The sequence below is a fragment of the Azonexus caeni genome (assembly GCF_048146105.1).
Lineage (GTDB): Bacteria > Pseudomonadota > Gammaproteobacteria > Burkholderiales > Rhodocyclaceae > Azonexus > Azonexus aromaticus_B.
In genome coordinates this window covers 60,834-75,771 of record NZ_JBKJAD010000013.1, presented here as the reverse complement: position 1 = coordinate 75,771, position 14,938 = coordinate 60,834, and the positions used below count along the sequence as shown (strand labels likewise).

The 14,938-nt window shown below is 66.5% G+C and carries 16 protein-coding genes; 9 read left to right on the top strand and 7 right to left on the bottom strand.

Features of this window, described 5'->3' with window-relative positions; translation table 11 throughout:
- The first annotated feature begins 11 nt into the window (after positions 1-11).
- Complete coding sequence (locus ACLIIZ_RS13185) at positions 12-413, top strand: hypothetical protein (RefSeq protein WP_416692800.1); 402 nt, start codon at positions 12-14, stop codon at positions 411-413.
- Positions 410-1,165 carry a HesA/MoeB/ThiF family protein gene (locus ACLIIZ_RS13180; protein WP_416692797.1) on the top strand — a complete coding sequence of 252 codons (756 nt, stop codon included), beginning with the start codon at positions 410-412 and terminating at the stop codon, positions 1,163-1,165. The genes ACLIIZ_RS13185 and ACLIIZ_RS13180 overlap by 4 nt, the downstream gene beginning before the upstream one ends.
- A 7-nt stretch (positions 1,166-1,172) precedes the next feature.
- On the opposite strand, the gene ribD is transcribed toward ACLIIZ_RS13180, so the two are convergent.
- From ribD to ACLIIZ_RS13155, 5 genes are read right to left on the bottom strand one after another with little or no spacing between them, the layout of a single operon-like run.
- Positions 1,173-2,270, bottom strand: coding sequence for a bifunctional diaminohydroxyphosphoribosylaminopyrimidine deaminase/5-amino-6-(5-phosphoribosylamino)uracil reductase RibD (gene ribD, locus ACLIIZ_RS13175; RefSeq protein ID WP_416692795.1), 1,098 nt, complete (start codon positions 2,268-2,270; stop codon positions 1,173-1,175).
- Positions 2,267-2,731 (bottom strand): transcriptional regulator NrdR, encoded by a 465-nt coding sequence (gene nrdR / locus ACLIIZ_RS13170; protein WP_374327046.1) that lies wholly within the window; start codon positions 2,729-2,731, stop codon positions 2,267-2,269. Before nrdR ends, ribD begins: the two co-directional genes overlap by 4 nt.
- A gap of 6 nt (positions 2,732-2,737) precedes the next feature.
- Positions 2,738-3,988 carry a serine hydroxymethyltransferase gene (gene glyA, locus ACLIIZ_RS13165; RefSeq protein ID WP_416692793.1) on the bottom strand — a complete coding sequence of 417 codons (1,251 nt, stop codon included), beginning with the start codon at positions 3,986-3,988 and terminating at the stop codon, positions 2,738-2,740.
- Between the two features lie 37 nt (positions 3,989-4,025).
- A complete protein-coding gene (locus ACLIIZ_RS13160; protein ID WP_416692791.1) occupies positions 4,026-4,685 on the bottom strand; it encodes a histidine phosphatase family protein in 660 nt (219 codons plus the stop codon).
- A gap of 1 nt (position 4,686) precedes the next feature.
- Entirely contained in the window at positions 4,687-5,862 is a 1,176-nt protein-coding gene (locus ACLIIZ_RS13155) for a TRAP transporter substrate-binding protein (RefSeq protein WP_416692790.1), read from the bottom strand.
- Positions 5,863-6,017: 155 nt separating this feature from the next.
- On the opposite strand from ACLIIZ_RS13155, the gene ACLIIZ_RS13150 reads away from it, so the two are divergent.
- Both ACLIIZ_RS13150 and ACLIIZ_RS13145 read left to right on the top strand, forming a co-directional pair.
- Positions 6,018-7,046: a DUF294 nucleotidyltransferase-like domain-containing protein gene (locus ACLIIZ_RS13150; protein ID WP_416692787.1), complete on the top strand. Its 1,029-nt coding sequence runs from the start codon at positions 6,018-6,020 to the stop codon at positions 7,044-7,046.
- A 309-nt stretch (positions 7,047-7,355) separates the two neighbouring features.
- On the top strand, positions 7,356-7,784 hold the full coding sequence (locus tag ACLIIZ_RS13145; RefSeq protein ID WP_416692784.1) for a group II truncated hemoglobin: 429 nt from the start codon (positions 7,356-7,358) through the stop codon (positions 7,782-7,784).
- A 77-nt stretch (positions 7,785-7,861) separates the two neighbouring features.
- Here the strand turns inward: ACLIIZ_RS13145 and pmbA are convergent, their stop codons facing one another.
- Positions 7,862-9,205: a metalloprotease PmbA gene (pmbA, locus tag ACLIIZ_RS13140; protein WP_416692782.1), complete on the bottom strand. Its 1,344-nt coding sequence runs from the start codon at positions 9,203-9,205 to the stop codon at positions 7,862-7,864.
- A gap of 68 nt (positions 9,206-9,273) precedes the next feature.
- On the opposite strand from pmbA, the gene yjgA reads away from it, so the two are divergent.
- Positions 9,274-9,813 (top strand): ribosome biogenesis factor YjgA, encoded by a 540-nt coding sequence (gene yjgA, locus ACLIIZ_RS13135; RefSeq protein WP_416692780.1) that lies wholly within the window; start codon positions 9,274-9,276, stop codon positions 9,811-9,813.
- Complete coding sequence (gene mog / locus ACLIIZ_RS13130) at positions 9,800-10,390, top strand: molybdopterin adenylyltransferase (RefSeq protein WP_416692777.1); 591 nt, start codon at positions 9,800-9,802, stop codon at positions 10,388-10,390. The genes yjgA and mog overlap by 14 nt, the downstream gene beginning before the upstream one ends.
- A 3-nt stretch (positions 10,391-10,393) precedes the next feature.
- Here the strand turns inward: mog and ACLIIZ_RS13125 are convergent, their stop codons facing one another.
- Positions 10,394-11,935, bottom strand: coding sequence for a hypothetical protein (locus ACLIIZ_RS13125; RefSeq protein ID WP_416692776.1), 1,542 nt, complete (start codon positions 11,933-11,935; stop codon positions 10,394-10,396).
- Between the two features lie 133 nt (positions 11,936-12,068).
- On the opposite strand from ACLIIZ_RS13125, the gene ACLIIZ_RS13120 reads away from it, so the two are divergent.
- The 3 genes from ACLIIZ_RS13120 to ACLIIZ_RS13110 are packed head-to-tail and all read left to right on the top strand — an operon-like array spanning position 12,069 to position 14,936.
- Positions 12,069-12,863 (top strand): thymidylate synthase, encoded by a 795-nt coding sequence (locus ACLIIZ_RS13120; protein WP_416692774.1) that lies wholly within the window; start codon positions 12,069-12,071, stop codon positions 12,861-12,863.
- 2 nt (positions 12,864-12,865) lie between these two features.
- Positions 12,866-14,458 carry a glucose-6-phosphate isomerase gene (gene pgi, locus ACLIIZ_RS13115; protein ID WP_416692773.1) on the top strand — a complete coding sequence of 531 codons (1,593 nt, stop codon included), beginning with the start codon at positions 12,866-12,868 and terminating at the stop codon, positions 14,456-14,458.
- A 1-nt stretch (position 14,459) separates the two neighbouring features.
- Positions 14,460-14,936, top strand: coding sequence for a dihydrofolate reductase (locus tag ACLIIZ_RS13110; protein ID WP_416692770.1), 477 nt, complete (start codon positions 14,460-14,462; stop codon positions 14,934-14,936).
- Positions 14,937-14,938 lie beyond the last annotated feature (2 nt).

Here is a 14,938-nt window from a genome sequence, read left to right as displayed (position 1 = left end):
CGGGAGGGATGATGAGCAGCACGGACCTCAGGAAGAAACGGGAAATCCTGTTCGCCAAGTTTCCGCCAGGACAGGTACCGGAAGCCGCCGACGACCTCAAGAAGGTGGAAGAGGTCGATGTCGAGCCCCGCTATGAAAAGCGGGCGCTCGGCGTTGCTTACGACCTGCAGCAGCACACCCTGGCCGAACTCGAGGACCGCCTGGTCGACCACGGCTACCACCTCGACAGCACGCTGATGAGCAAGCTGACGCGAGCGCTGATCCACTACGTCGAGGAAACCCAGTTGCACAACATGGCCTCCCCCGAGAAGCGGCTCAAGCCCTCGCCCGAGGAAGCCTACGTCAAGGCCTGGGAACACCGGCCGCACGGTGACCACGACGACACCCCGCCGGAGTGGCGCGAGTACAAGTGACCGACGAGCAGCTTCTCCGCTACAGCCGGCACATCCTCCTTGACGCGCTCGGTATCGAAGGCCAGCAACGCATCCTCGACAGCCACGCGCTGATCGTCGGCGCCGGCGGTCTCGGCTCGCCGGCGGCGCTCTATCTCGCCTCGGCAGGCATCGGCCGGATCACCCTGGTGGACGACGACGTCGTCGACCTGACCAACCTGCAGCGACAGATACTCCACACCGAAGCGCGCGTCGGCATGGCCAAGGCCGAATCCGGCCGTCTGGCGCTAGCCGCACTGAATCCCGCGGTCGAAGTGGTGCCGCTGCAAAGCCGGCTGGCCGGCGCCGAGCTCGACGCCCGGGTCGCCGCCGCCGACATCGTCCTCGACTGCAGCGACAACTTCGCCACCCGCCACGCCATCAACCGCGCCTGCGTGCAGCACCGCAAACCGCTGGTCTCGGGCGCCGCCATCCGCTTCGACGGCCAGGTCAGCGTCTACGATCTCGCCCGCGACGACGCGCCGTGCTACCACTGCCTGTTCCCGGAAGCCGAGGACGTCGAGGAAGTGCGCTGCGCGGTGATGGGAGTGTTCGCGCCGCTGACCGGCATCGTCGGTACCATGCAGGCGGCGGAAGCATTGAAGCTGGTTGCCGGCATCGGCGAATCGCTCAATGGTCGGCTGCTGCTGCTCGACGCCCTGAACATGGAGTGGCGCACGGTGAAGTTCCGCCGCGACCCCGACTGCGCCGTGTGCGGCGTCCGAACCGTTTAACGACCGTTTAACGACCGTTTAGCGTCCGGGCAAGCAGGCGGATATCCGGCCCGACCTGGCGCAGATCGACAATCTGCAGCGAGCGCTTGTCGGCCAGCGCGCTCAGCGCCGGCAGACTGAACAGCCCGGCAGCATCGTCGCCGATCAGGCAGGGCGCCAGATAGAACAGGAATTCGTCGACCAGGCCTTCGCGCAATAGCGAGCCGTTCAACTTGTGGCCGGCCTCGACGTGCAACTCGTTGATGCCGCGCCGCCCCAGTTCCTGCAACAGGGCGGCAAGATCGACCTTGCCCTGGGCGTTGGCCAGCAAAACAATCTCGGCCCCGGCAGCGCGCAAGGCGGCGGCGCGTTCCGGCGCCTCGACCGCGGCGGCGACCAGCACCCCGCCCCCGGCCAGGATCTTCGCCGTCGGCGGCGTCTCCAGGCGGCTGTCGACGATCACCCGCAGCGGCTGGCGCGGGGTGGCGACGTCGCGCACGGTCAGGCTCGGATCGTCGTCGCGCACCGTGCCGATGCCGGTCAAGATGGCGCAGGCGCGGGCCCGCCAGCGGTGGCCGTCGCGGCGGGCGTCGGGGCCGGTGATCCACTGGCTGCTGCCGTTGTTCAAGGCCGTCTTGCCATCCAGGCTGGCCGCCACCTTCAGGCGCAGCCAGGGACGACCGCGGGTCATGCGCGAGACGAAACCGAGGTTCAGTTCGCGCGCCTCGTTCTCCAGCAGGCCGCTCGCCGTTTCGATACCGGCCGCCCGCAGCAAGGCGAGGCCACGGCCGGCAACCAGCGGATTGGGGTCTTCCATGGCCGCGACGACGCGGCTGACGCCGGCAGCAATCAGCGCTTCAGCGCAGGGCGGCGTGCGCCCGTGGTGGCTGCAGGGTTCGAGCGTGACGTAGGCGGTGGCACCGCGCGCCCGCTCGCCGGCGGTGCGCAGGGCATGGACTTCGGCATGCGGCTCGCCGGCCTTTTCGTGCCAGCCGTCGCCGACGATCTGGCCGTCACGGACCAGCACGCAGCCAACGCGCGGATTGGGCGAGGTCGTCCATAGGCCGCGCTCGGCCAGTTGCAGCGCCCGCGCCATCATGCTGCTGTCGGCGGCGGAAAAACTCATTTCTTGCGTGACGACGGCGAGACTTCCTTGATCGCCTTGGAGAAGGCGTCGACGTCCTCGAAATTGCGATAGACGGAGGCGAAACGGATGTAGGCGACCTTGTCGAGCTTCTTCAGCTCGCGCATCACCAGTTCGCCCAGTTGCTGCGTGCTGACCTCGCGCTCGCCGGCGGTCAGGAGCTTTTCCTCGATGTCGGCGATCGCCGCATCGACCGATTCGATCGAGACCGGCCGCTTGCGCAGCGCCAGCTCGAGGCTGGCGCGCAGCTTGGCACGGCTGAAGTCGGCGCGCAGGCCGTTCTTCTTGACCACCTGCGGCAACTGGATCTCGGCCCGTTCGTAGGTGGTGAAACGCTTGTCGCAGGCAGCGCACTTCCTGCGGCGACGGACGATGTCGCCCTCTTCGGAAACCCGGGTGTCGACCACCCCGGTTTCGTCATTGCCGCAGAAAGGGCACTTCATGCTTGCTTAGGCGCCGTAGACCGGGAAGCGCTTGCACAAGGCCGCCACCTTCTCGCGGACGGTAGCGGCGACGGCTTCGTCGTTCGGCGCGTCGAGCACGTCGGCGATCAGGTGAGCGACCTGCTCGGCTTCGATCTCGGTGAAACCGCGCGTCGTCATCGCCGGCGAACCAATGCGGATGCCGGAGGTGACCATCGGCTTCTGCGGGTCGTTGGGGATGCCGTTCTTGTTGACGGTGATGTGGGCATTGCCCAGCGCCGCCTCGGCTTCCTTGCCGGTGATGTTCTTGGAACGCAGATCGACCAGGAAGACGTGGCTCTCGGTACGGCCGGAAACGATGCGCAGGCCGCGCTCTTCGCCGAGCACACGGGCCATGACACGGGCGTTGTTGATCACCTGTTCCTGGTAATTGCGGAACTCAGGCGAAGCGGCTTCCTTGAAGGCGACGGCCTTGGCGGCGATCACGTGCATCAGCGGACCGCCCTGCAGGCCGGGGAAGATGGCGGAGTTGATCGCCTTTTCATGCTCGGCCTTCATCAGCACGACGCCACCGCGCGGACCGCGCAGGGTCTTGTGCGTGGTCGTGGTGACGACATCGGCGAACGGCACCGGGTTCGGGTAGAAACCGGCGGCGATCAAGCCGGCGTAATGCGCCATGTCGACCCAGAAAATGGCGCCGACTTCCTTGGCGATCTTGGCGAAGCGCTCGAAATCGATGCGCAACGCGTAGGCCGAGGCACCGGCGACGATCAGGCGCGGCTTGTGTTCGCGGGCCAGCGCTTCCATCCTGTCGTAGTCGATCTCTTCCTTTTCGTTGAGGCCGTAGGAGACGACGTTGAACCACTTGCCGGACATGTTCAGCGGCATGCCGTGGGTGAGGTGACCGCCTTCGGCCAGGCTCATGCCCATGATCGTGTCGCCCGGCTTGCAGAAGGCCATCAGCACAGCCTGGTTGGCCTGCGAACCGGAGTTCGGCTGGACGTTGGCGGCATCGGCGCCGAACAGCGCCTTGATGCGGTCGATGGCGATCTGCTCGGCAACGTCGACGTGTTCGCAACCACCGTAGTAGCGCTTGCCCGGGTAGCCTTCGGCGTACTTGTTGGTCAGTTGCGAGCCCTGGGCTTCCATGACCGCCTTGCTGACGTAGTTCTCGGATGCGATCAGTTCGATGTGATCTTCCTGACGCTGGTTCTCGGCCGTGATGGCCTGCCACAGTTCAGGGTCAACTTTCGCCAGGGTGTCTTTCGCGGAAAACATGGGGATGCCTCAAGCCGTTGAAAAGGCCGCGATTTTATCACGAAGGCAGTTCGTCCAACGCGTCGCCCGCCAGATGCCCGGTTTCGCCCCAGCTTTCCAGCGTCCACCGGCCATCGAGCGTGGCGATCCAGTTGATGCCGGCGTTCGGGATCAGGAAGTCGCGCGCCATCTCGAGCGGATTGCCGCGCACGAAGCGGTTGATCACATCAAGCACGCCGCCATGGACGACGACGACGACATTCTGGCCGGGATGCAGGGCAGCGATTTCGCGCAGCTTGCCGGTAACGCGGGCGTACATGACTTTCAGGCTCTCGCCGTTCTCGAAGGCGTAATCGGCGTTGCGCCCCTCGAAGGCGGCATAGCCCTCGGGAAAGCGCGTTGCTGCCTCCGCGTAGGTCAGGCCTTCGAAGACGCCGTAGCGGCGTTCCCGCAACTCGGGCGTCGCCACCGGCAGCAACTGCAGCGCGGCGCCGATCGCCAGCGCCGTATCCCAGGCCCTGCGCAGGTCGCTGGCGTAAAGCGCGCTGATTCCAGCGGTCTTCAGCCAGCGCCCGGCGGCATGCGCCTGACGCTGGCCGGTCGCATTGAGGCCGATATCGATCTGCCCCTGGATGCGCCGTTCGGCATTCCACTCGGTCTCGCCGTGGCGGACCACGCAAAGCCGCGTCGGGCGCGGCGATTCTTCAACAAAACGCATCTCAGGCCTGCGACTGGAGGAAATCGTCCATACGGTTCTCGGCAACGCTGAACCAGGCGTTCTCGCTACGCCGGTACTTGTCGTAGGCCTTGAGAATCTTCTTGAATGCCGGGTTCTTCTTCGCCTCGTCGGCGTAAAGCTGCTGCGCCGCCTTGTACGCCGCCTCGAGAATCGGCCGCGAGAACTCCTGCAGCTTGACGCCGCTCTGCAGCAGCTTCTTCAGCGCGATCGGGTTCTGGTGGTCGTAGCGCGCCATCATCGTCACGTTGGCTTCGAAAGCCGCCGCCCGGAACGCCTCCTGGTATTCGCGCGGCAGCTTCTCCCATTCGTTGCGATTGACGAAGAAATGGATCATCGGCCCCGGCTCCCACCAGCCCGGGTAGTAGTAGTTCTTCGCCACCTTGTAGAAACCCAGGCGCTCGTCGTCGTAGGGACCGACCCATTCGGCGGCGTCGATGGTGCCGCGCTCGAGTGCCGGGTAGATGTCGCCGCCGGCGATCTGCTGCGGGACGACGCCGAGTTCGGAAAAGACCGCGCCGCCGAGGCCGGCGATGCGCATCTTGATCCCCTTGAGGTCGTCGACCGCGCTCACCTTCTTCCGCCACCAGCCGCCCATCTGCGTCCCGGTGTTGCCACCGGCGAAGGAGAGGACGTTGAAATTGCCGTAGAAATCGTCGAGCAGTTCCTGGCCGCCACCGTAATAGACCCAGGCGTTCATCTGCCGCGCGTTCATGCCAAAGGGCATCGAGGTGCCGAAACCGAAGCTCTTGTCCTTGCCGACGTAATAGTAGGAACAGGTATGCGCCATCTCGACCGTGCCCTGCTCGACCGCATCGAGCGCCTGCAGGCCGGGAACGATCTCGCCACCCTGGAAGACGCGGATGTCGAAACGGCCGCCGGTCATCGCCCGCAGCCGGTCGGCGAGAACCTCGGCGCCACCGAAAATGGTGTCCAGACTGCGCGGAAAACTCGAGGTCAGGCGCCAGCGCACCGCCGGGTAGGCACTCTGCACGGCGGCTGCCTCGACCGGCTTCGGCGCCGCCTCGCTGGGCGGGGCCACCGACTTCTTCGGCGGCGCCGGCTCAACGACCGGCGGCGGCGTTTCATCCTTGCCGCAAGCGGCAAGCGAAGCCGCTGCGCCAGCCGCCGCCATGGCCAGAAAATCTCTACGTTGCATGCCTGTCTCCTCCCGCTCGGGCGGGATTTTGCTGTATCCAATGGCATGCATTCTTCCGTAAAGCGCGCGACTTGGCGAGCAAAAACCGAAATTCGCCCCCCGCCGCCAACCGTCGTCGTAAACTCGGGGAGCGCCGCCGTTCCGGAAAACTCAACGTGTCCCAACTGCCCGATCGCCTGCACAAGCTTCTTGCCGCCGCCGGCTCGCCCGCCGAGCTGAGCCGCCTCGCCCTCGCCGCCCGGGCGCAGTTGTCGAACACTTCCACGCCGGCCGAAACCGGCAGCGCAAACCTGTTCTCCGACCTTGCCGATGCCCTGACCCGTCGCCTGCTTGCCCTGGCCGAACGCGACCAGGGCCCGCCCCCCGTCGCCTACGCCTGGATCGCCCACGGCTCGCAGGGCCGCCGCGAGATGACCCGCCGCTCGGACCAGGACAATGCGCTGATCCTCGCCGACGATTTCGCGCCGGCGGCGCACGCCGCTTACTTCGCGGTGCTTGCCGACACCGTCTGCGATGGCCTCGCCGCCTGCGGCTTTGTGCACTGCCCTGGCGGGATGATGGCGAGCCGTCCGGACTGGCGCGCCAGCCTGAGCGACTGGCAACATCTGTTCAGCGGCTGGCTGCAGGCTTGCGACATCCACCAGGCCCGCCTGGCGAGCAACCTCTTCGACCTGCGCTGGATTGCCGGCGCGAACGCACTGGTTGCCCCACTCCGCGCACTGATCATCGACCGCTGCCCGGGCGCCGATGCCCTGCTCGGCCGCTGGATCGCCAACGCCGCCGCCGCCCCGCCGGCCCTCGGCCTGTTCCAGCGCCTGCGCCGGGACGCCGATGGCCGCTTCGACCTCAAACGCAACGCGCTCATCCCCATCGTCGAACTCGCCCGCATCCACGCCCTGGCCGCCGGCATCGACGCCGTCGGCACCGACGCCCGCCTGGCGGCGGCCGCCGGCAAGCGCTGGCTGAGCCGGCGCGGTGCCGACGAACTGCGCCACGACTGGCGCCTGCTGCGCGAACTCCAGCAACGCCAGCTCGCCATCGCCGACGCAACGGACGGCGACCCGCGGATCGATCCCGACACGCTAGGCCGCGAGGAAAAACAACAGCTAAGCAGCGCGCTGGCCCGCATCGAACAGCAGCGCGCGGCGCTACGCCTGATCTATCCGGATGTCCCGCTGCGCTGAAACACTTGGCAGCCCAGCCGACCGGCCAGTTCTTCCGGTTTTGGCGACGCCGTCGCGGCCGATTTTTCGCTCCCGTCGCCAGACTGGCGAAGGCCATATCCGCTGCCAGTTTTGACAGGCCACGTGCCAACGATGTCGCAGCAATGCAAGGAGCGAACCCGACTTCCCGTTTCCCGTCGGCATTTCACAGCATTTGACCGGGGTTAGGCGCGGATTAGCGCCCGGCACGCATGTTGCTGAGCCAAGCCCCAAGCCACGCACTCGAGGAAGGCGCCGAGTGCGACCTGGCGCAACAATTGAGAAAGCGACATGGAAACCCTCGATCCCAGCACCGCAACCCCCTATCAACGCATCGGCGGCGCCGACGCCATCCGCAAGCTCGTTGATCGCTTCTACCAGATCATGGACGAACTGCCGGAAGCCTACAGCGCGCGCAAGATTCACCCGCAGGACCTCAGCGAATCCGGCAACAAGTTTGTCGACTACCTCTCCGGCTGGCTCGGCGGTCCGCAGCTCTACGTCGAAAAATACGGCCCGCCCATGCTGCGTCGCCGCCACATGCCCTACGCGATCGGTCCGGAAGAACGCGACCAATGGCTGATGTGCATGCAACTTGCACTGGAAGAAACCGTCTCCGACGTCCGCCTGCGCAGCGCCTTGTACGAGCAATTCGTCCACATCGGCGAATTCATGCGCAACCGGGGCGAAAACCTTGCCTCCTGCGGCTGCGGGCACTGAGCAAGCGAGGCATGCCGGCCGCGAGAAGCCGGGAAAAGGGCTGAAACCGTAAGGAAATCCGCGTTGCGGCGTATGCCCTACTCGCCGGCGATCGTCATCCGGTCGATCAGGATCGAGCCGCTCTGCTTGCTGCCGCGCGCCAGAACGTCGTTGCCGACGGCGACGATGCCGGCGAACATGTCGCGCAGGTTGCCGGCGATGGTGATTTCCTCGACCGGATAGGCGATCTTGCCGTCCTCGACCCAAAAACCGGCAGCGCCGCGCGAGTAGTCGCCGGTGACGTAGTTGATGCCGTGGCCGAGCACTTCGGTCAGCAGCAGGCCGTGCCCCATCTTCTGCAGCAGGCCGGCGCGGTCGAGGCTGCCGGATTCGATGATCAGGTTGTGGCTGCCGCCGGCGTTGGCTGTGGTCTGCAGGCCGAGCTTGCGCGCCGTGTAGGCGGAGAGGAAATAGCGTTGCAGGATGCCGGCGCTGACCACGTCGCTGTCGCGCGTCGCCACGCCGTCGCTGTCGAAGCTGGCGCTGGCCAGCCCGCAGGGCAGGTGCGGCCGCTCGACGATATTGACGAAGTCGGGCATCAGCCGCTTGCCGAGGTGGTCGAGCAGGAAGGAGGCCTTGCGGTAGAGGGCGCCGCCGCTGGCCGCATGCACCAGGCTGCCGAGCAGACCGGCGGCGAGCGGCGCTTCGAATAGCACCGGGTAGTCGCCGGTCTTCAGCTTGCGCCCGCCGAGCCGCGCCACCGCCCGCTCGGCGGCGATGCGACCGACGCTTTCCGGGCTTTCCAGGCGTTGGCCGTCGCGGTGCGTCGTATACCAGTCGTCACGCTGCATCTGCTCGCGCTCGCCGGCGATCACCGAAGCGGAGATGTAGTGGCGCGAGGTCGGGTAGCCGCCCATGAAGCCGTGGCTGTTGGCGGAAACGAAGTGCGCCTGCTGCGTCGACACCGTCGCCCCTTCCGAGTTGTCGATCAGCGGGCTGGCGTCGAAGGCCGCCTGCTCGCAACGGCGGGCGACCTCGATCGCCTCCTCGACGCTCAGGCGCCACGGGTGGTAGAGATCGAGATCCGGGCAATCGCGGGCCATCAGCGCGGCGTCGGCAAGGCCGGCGCAATCGTCTTCGGCGGTGAAGCGGGCAATGTTGAGCGCCGCCTCGACGGTATCGCGCAGGGCCTGTGCGGAAAAGTCGGAAGTGCTCGCGTAGCCCTTGCGCTGCCCGGCATAGACGGTGACGCCGATGCCCTTGTCACGGTTGAACTCGATGGTCTCGACCTCGTCGCAGCGCACCGTCACCGACTGCCCGAAACCCTCCGAGACATCGACTTCGCAGGCGCTGGCACCGTGCGCGCGGGCATGCCTGAGGACATCCTCGGCGAGTTGCTGGAGGTCGGCGAAGGCGTGGGAAAAAGCGGCGGTCTCGGACATGTGGACGGCGTCCTGGCGGGGAAAAGTCGCTATCATAGCAGCCCGCCGTTGCCGTTCCGGATGCTGCCATGCAAGACGATACCTACCCCGAAGACCTCGTTCGCCCCTCGAAGACCAAGCAGAAGGAGGCGATGCACGCGCTGCGCGACCTCGGCGCCGAGCTGGTCGAACTCTCGGTCGGCCAGTTGAAGCGCATCGATTTGCCGGAAACCCTGCTGGCAGCGGTGCGCGACTGCCAGAAGATCACCGCCCACGGCGCCCGCCGCCGCCAGATGCAGTACATCGGCAAAATCATGCGCGGCGTGGACGAGGAACCGATCCGCGCCGGCCTGGCGCTGCTGCGCGGCGAATCGGCGGCGGAAACGGCGCGCCTGCACCGCCTGGAACGCTTCCGCACGCGCCTGCTGGAAGAGGAATCGACGCTGACCGAGATCGCCAACCAGTGGCCCGGCGCCGACCTCCAGCAATTGCGCCAGCTGCGCCGCAATGCGCTGAAGGAACAGGAAGCCGGCAAGCCGCCGAAGAGCTACCGTGCCATCTTCCAGTTCCTCAAGGACCTCGACGCCACCCCGGCCGGCAGCGCGGAGACCGAGCATGACGACGCCTGACACCCTGGTGGTCGGCCTGGTCTCGATCAGCGACCGTGCCTCGACCGGCATCTACGAAGACAAGGGCATCCCGGCGCTGCAGGAATGGCTGGGCAGCGCGCTGACCACGCCGTGGCGCGCCGAAACCCGGCTGATCGCCGACGACCGGCCGGGAATCGAGGCGACGCTGATCGAGCTGGTCGATGATTGCGGCTGCCACCTGGTACTGACCACCGGCGGCACCGGCCCGGCGCCGCGCGACGTCACGCCGGAAGCGACGCTCGCCGTCGCCGACAAGGAAATGCCCGGCTTCGGCGAGGAAATGCGGCGCATCAGCCTGAACTTCGTGCCGACCGCGATCCTGTCGCGGCAGGTGGCGGTGATCCGCAAGCAGGCGCTGATCGTCAATCTGCCCGGGCAACCGAAATCGATCCGCGAAACGCTCGAAGGCGTCCGCGCCGCCGACGGCAGCGTCCGCCACGTCGGCATCTTCGCCGCCATTCCCTACTGCATCGACCTGATCGGCGGCCCCTACGCCGAAACCGACCCGCAGGTGATCCAGGCTTTCCGCCCGAAATCGGCGCTCCGCCCGCGCTGACCCTCAGCCGGGCAGGACGCGGTAGCGCGCCAGTTCGTAATCGTTGGTCTGCTCGATGACGAGCAGCGGTTCGAGCAGGCCGGGCTTACCGTCGCGGACGAATTCAAGGGCTTCGCGCGGATCGAAGGTGTAGGGCGGCAGCACGACGCGCAGCTCGCCCGGCGCATTCCCCTCCTCCAGCAGCAAGGCTGGAATGCCGCCGACCGCGGCATAACTGGACGCCATCTTCGGCTTCAGTTCGACCGCAACCACCGACCGCGCCAGGGTCTCGATGCCGACCCGCGCCTCGTCCTCGCTCTCCCGGTGATAGCGGCGGACGCAACCGAGCACCCAGTTCTCGCCGCCCTCCGGCTGCAGGGCGAGCAGCGCGCCGACCTTCAGCCACTCCCCGGGAATGCTGTTGACGTAGGCGCCGAAACCGCCGCGGCTGACGTTCTCGACCACCCAGCTTTCAATCTGCAGACCGGCCGGGCGGCCACCGAACTCGCCGGAAAAGACGACGTAGGCATTGACCAGCCCGCTCATCACCGATAGTCGGTGCTTGACCCGATGCCGGTCGTGCCGGCGCTGCGGCGGAATCGGCGCCAGATAGGCGCAGAGATGGCGCAACACCGGGATCAGGGTTTTCGCCGGATATTGACCACCGAGCATGATGTCGGCCGGGACATCGCTGCCGCGCTCGAGTAACTGCAACAGTTCGGCCATTTCGCGGTGCGCCCGACCGGGGCGGAAGAAGCGCAGGGTCGGCGTCGCCTCCGCCGGCATCCGCGCCAGGCGTAGCGGCGGCTGGGCGAGCGCCAGATCGACCCAATAGACGCAATCGTGCTCGCCGTGCTGCGGAAAATCGAAAGCCATCAGGTAATGCGCGATGAAACGTTCGGCCAGCTCGATTTCCAGCGGCAACAGGCTGTCCATCGAGGCGGCATGGAAGACCATCGCCTTGCGATACTCGGCGAGCGGCGAGGTGCTGCCGATCAGACCGCCGAGATTGCTCAGGCGGGTCGCCACGCCACACTCCTCCGCCCGCTGCATGGCCGCCCCCAGGCGCGCCCAGAGCGTCGGCGGCGTCGGCCCGTAGTGGAACTGCTCCCATTTGAGCTGGGCGCGCAACGCGGCGATCAGGCGGGCGCACAAGCCGGGCAGGTGGAGACGTAGCGCCTCCGGTGTCGGCCCGGCGGCGATCAGGCCGAGCAGCGCCTTTTCATAGACCTCCGCCAGTTGCCGCCAGAAACCGGCATTGATCGCCCACAACCGACGCTCTTCAGCCTTCGACAAGCGGATGGTATGCAGGTACTCGCGCGACAGGCGCCGCAGATGCGGGGTCGCCGCATCCTCGAGCTGGCTGGCGGCGACGAACAGCCGATCAGCGGGAAAGCCCTCGGCGACCGCCAGCGATTCCAGCCAGCCGCCGATTTCATCGAGCGACTTGAAAGCATTGTCGCGCGGCAGTTCGCTGACGATCTGCTGCAGTTCGCGCGGGTTGGCCAACGGATGACCGTTCTTGCGGTCGAACAGCCCCCCCAGATTTCCCATCTTGTTCAGCACTTCGCCCTCCTCGCGTCAACACGCCGCCTGTGGACGACGACATGCCCGCATTCTAATCCGTCGCCATGGGCTACGGAAACACGATGAACACGGTAGAATCGGGACGTTCATTCCCGCACAAGACACGACCCCGATGCAGCAATACCTCAACCTGATGCGCCAGGTGCTGGAACACGGCCAGGACAAGAGCGACCGCACCGGCACCGGCACCCGCTCGGTGTTCGGCTGGCAGATGCGTTTCGACCTGGCAGCCGGCTTCCCCGCCCTGACCACGAAGAAGCTGCATTTGAAGTCGATCATCCATGAGCTGTTGTGGTTCCTGCAGGGCGACACCAACATCGCCTATCTCAAGGAAAACGGCGTCCGTATCTGGGACGAATGGGCCGACGAGAACGGCGACCTCGGCCCGGTCTATGGCAAGCAATGGCGGCGCTGGGAAACCCCGGACGGCCGCCTGGTCGACCAGATCGCGCAACTGGTGCACAGCCTCAAGCACAACCCGGATTCGCGCCGCCATATCGTTTCCGCCTGGAACCCCGGCGATGTCGACAGCATGGCGCTGCCACCCTGCCACTGCCTGTTCCAGTTCTACGTTGCCGACGGCAAGCTGTCCTGCCAGCTCTACCAGCGCAGCGCCGACATCTTCCTCGGCGTGCCCTTCAACATCGCCTCCTACGCGCTGCTGACGATGATGCTGGCGCAGGTCTGCGGCTATCGCCCGGGCGATTTCGTCCATACCTTCGGCGACGCCCACCTCTACGCCAACCATTTCGAGCAGGCCCGCCTGCAGTTGGCGCGCCAGCCCCGCGCCTTGCCGACAATGTGGATCAATCCCGAGGTGCGGGACATCTTCGCCTTCCGCTTCGAGGATTTCCGCCTCGAAGGCTACGACCCGCACCCGCACATCGCGGCGCCGGTCGCCGTCTGAGCATGAGCCGACTGACCGCGACTCCGGCCTGGCAGGCCCTGGCGCGACACGCCGGGGAAATGCGCCAGCATCATCTGCGCGACCTGTTTGCCGCCGACCAGCAGCGCTTCGCCGAGCTTTCGCTGCAGCACAACGGGCTGCTGCTCGATTTTTCCAAACAGCGCCTGAGCACCGCCACACTGGCCTTGCTGCGCGAACTCGCCGAACAGACGAACTGGCGACAGTGGCGGGAACGGATGCGCAACGGCGAGGCGATCAACCATACCGAGCAGCGCGCCGTCGGCCATCACTGGCTGCGTGCAGGCGTCAACGCACCGGAAGATGTACGCGCCTCCCTCAGCCGTCTGGCGGCTTTCTGTGAGAGCGTCCACAGTGGTGAATGGCGGGGTTACACCGGCGAGCGGATCAGCGACGTCGTTCATCTCGGCATTGGTGGTTCCGACCTCGGACCACGCATGGCCGTCCAGGCGCTGGCGGCCAGCCAGCACCCCGACCTGCGCGTCCATTTCGTCGCCAACCTCGATGGCGCCGACCTGGCCAGCCAGCTCTCCCGACTCGATCCGCGCCGCACCCTGTTCATCGTCGCCAGCAAGACCTTCACCACGCTGGAGACCACGGTCAATGCCAGCACCGCCCGCGCCTGGCTGCTGCACGCGGCCGGGAACGAAGCAGCGGTTGCCCGCCATTTCGTCGCCGCTTCCAGCAATCAGGCGGCGGCGGCCGCCTTCGGCATTGCCCCGGAAAACGTCTTCCCGTTCGCCGAATGGGTCGGCGGTCGCTTCTCTTTGTGGTCGTCGATCGGCCTGCCGGTTGCATTGGCCATCGGCTTCCGTAATTTCGAGCAATTGCTGGCCGGCGCCCACGACCTCGACGAGCACTTCTTTACCGCCCCCGCCGCCAGCAACCTGCCGCTGACCCTGGCCCTGATCGGCATCTGGAACCGCAACTTCCTCGGCGCCCACAGTCACGCCATCTTTCCCTACAGCCACTCGCTGCGCCTCTTGCCGAGCCATCTTCAGCAGTTGGAAATGGAAAGCAACGGCAAGCGCGTCGACCGCGACCGCTTCGCCGTCGATTACCAGACCAACCCGATCGTCTGGGGCGTCGCCGGCACCAACGGCCAGCACTCCTTTTTCCAGTTGCTGCACCAGGGTAGCGAACTGGTGGCCAGCGACTTCATTGCCGTGGCCCGCCCGGATTTCCCCCTGCCCGGCCACCATAGCGGCCTGCTCGCCAGTTGCCTGGCCCAGGCGGCGGCGCTGGCTTTCGGCCAGACCGCGGAGGAAGCACGCGCTGCCGGCATCGATGAGTCTCTGGTCGCCTATCGCAGTTTCCCCGGCAACCAGCCATCGAGCACCCTGATCCTGCCGGCGCTGACGCCGTTCAGTCTGGGCCAGCTAATCGCCCTGTATGAACACAAGGTCTTCTGCCAGGGCGTGTTGTGGCACCTCAATTCCTTTGACCAGTGGGGCGTCGAACTCGGCAAACAACTGGCCGGCCGCCTCCTGCCGGTGATTCGCGGCGAAGGCGTCGCACCTGAACTCGATGCCTCGACCCGCGGCCTGATCGACTACCTCCGCAAAGTGCGCTACTGACATGCCCGAAATCATCCTGATCGTCGCCGTCGCTCGCAACCGCGTGATCGGCAAGGACAACCGGCTGCTCTGGAACATTCCCGAGGACATGGCGCATTTCAAGCGCCTGACCGCCGGCCACGCGGTGCTGATGGGACGCAAGACCTGGGAGTCGCTGCCCGAGCGCTTCCGGCCGCTGCCCGGCCGACGCAACATCGTGATCAGCCGACAACGGGATTACAACGCGCCAGGCGCCGAACTGGCCCACGCGCTGACCGACGGCATCGCCCTGGCGGCGGACGCGGAGAAGCTGTTCGTCATCGGCGGCGCCGAGATCTACGAACAGGCGATGGTGCTCGCCGACCGCCTGGAAATCACCGAAGTCGAGCTGGCGCCGGAGGGCGACGCCTGGTTCCCGGAAATCTCCGCTGCCGACTGGCAGGAAAGCGCACGCAGCGCCGGTCCCGGCTGCGCCTTCGTCAGCTACCGGCGGCGCTGAGG

Excerpts from the sequence above, each read along its gene's own strand:
- ACLIIZ_RS13160 (WP_416692791.1), bottom strand. The coding sequence starts at position 4,685 with ATGCGTTTTGTTGAAGAATCGCCGCGCCCGACGCGGCTTTGCGTGGTC.
- ACLIIZ_RS13110 (WP_416692770.1), top strand. The coding sequence starts at position 14,460 with ATGCCCGAAATCATCCTGATCGTCGCCGTCGCTCGCAACCGCGTGATC.
- yjgA (WP_416692780.1), top strand. The coding sequence starts at position 9,274 with ATGCAAGACGATACCTACCCCGAAGACCTCGTTCGCCCCTCGAAGACC.
- mog (WP_416692777.1), top strand. The coding sequence starts at position 9,800 with ATGACGACGCCTGACACCCTGGTGGTCGGCCTGGTCTCGATCAGCGAC.
- ACLIIZ_RS13185 (WP_416692800.1), top strand. The coding sequence starts at position 12 with ATGAGCAGCACGGACCTCAGGAAGAAACGGGAAATCCTGTTCGCCAAG.
- ACLIIZ_RS13155 (WP_416692790.1), bottom strand. The coding sequence starts at position 5,862 with ATGCAACGTAGAGATTTTCTGGCCATGGCGGCGGCTGGCGCAGCGGCT.
- glyA (WP_416692793.1), bottom strand. The coding sequence starts at position 3,988 with ATGTTTTCCGCGAAAGACACCCTGGCGAAAGTTGACCCTGAACTGTGG.
- pgi (WP_416692773.1), top strand. The coding sequence starts at position 12,866 with ATGAGCCGACTGACCGCGACTCCGGCCTGGCAGGCCCTGGCGCGACAC.
- ACLIIZ_RS13145 (WP_416692784.1), top strand. The coding sequence starts at position 7,356 with ATGGAAACCCTCGATCCCAGCACCGCAACCCCCTATCAACGCATCGGC.
- ACLIIZ_RS13120 (WP_416692774.1), top strand. The coding sequence starts at position 12,069 with ATGCAGCAATACCTCAACCTGATGCGCCAGGTGCTGGAACACGGCCAG.
- ribD (WP_416692795.1), bottom strand. The coding sequence starts at position 2,270 with ATGAGTTTTTCCGCCGCCGACAGCAGCATGATGGCGCGGGCGCTGCAA.
- nrdR (WP_374327046.1), bottom strand. The coding sequence starts at position 2,731 with ATGAAGTGCCCTTTCTGCGGCAATGACGAAACCGGGGTGGTCGACACC.
- pmbA (WP_416692782.1), bottom strand. The coding sequence starts at position 9,205 with ATGTCCGAGACCGCCGCTTTTTCCCACGCCTTCGCCGACCTCCAGCAA.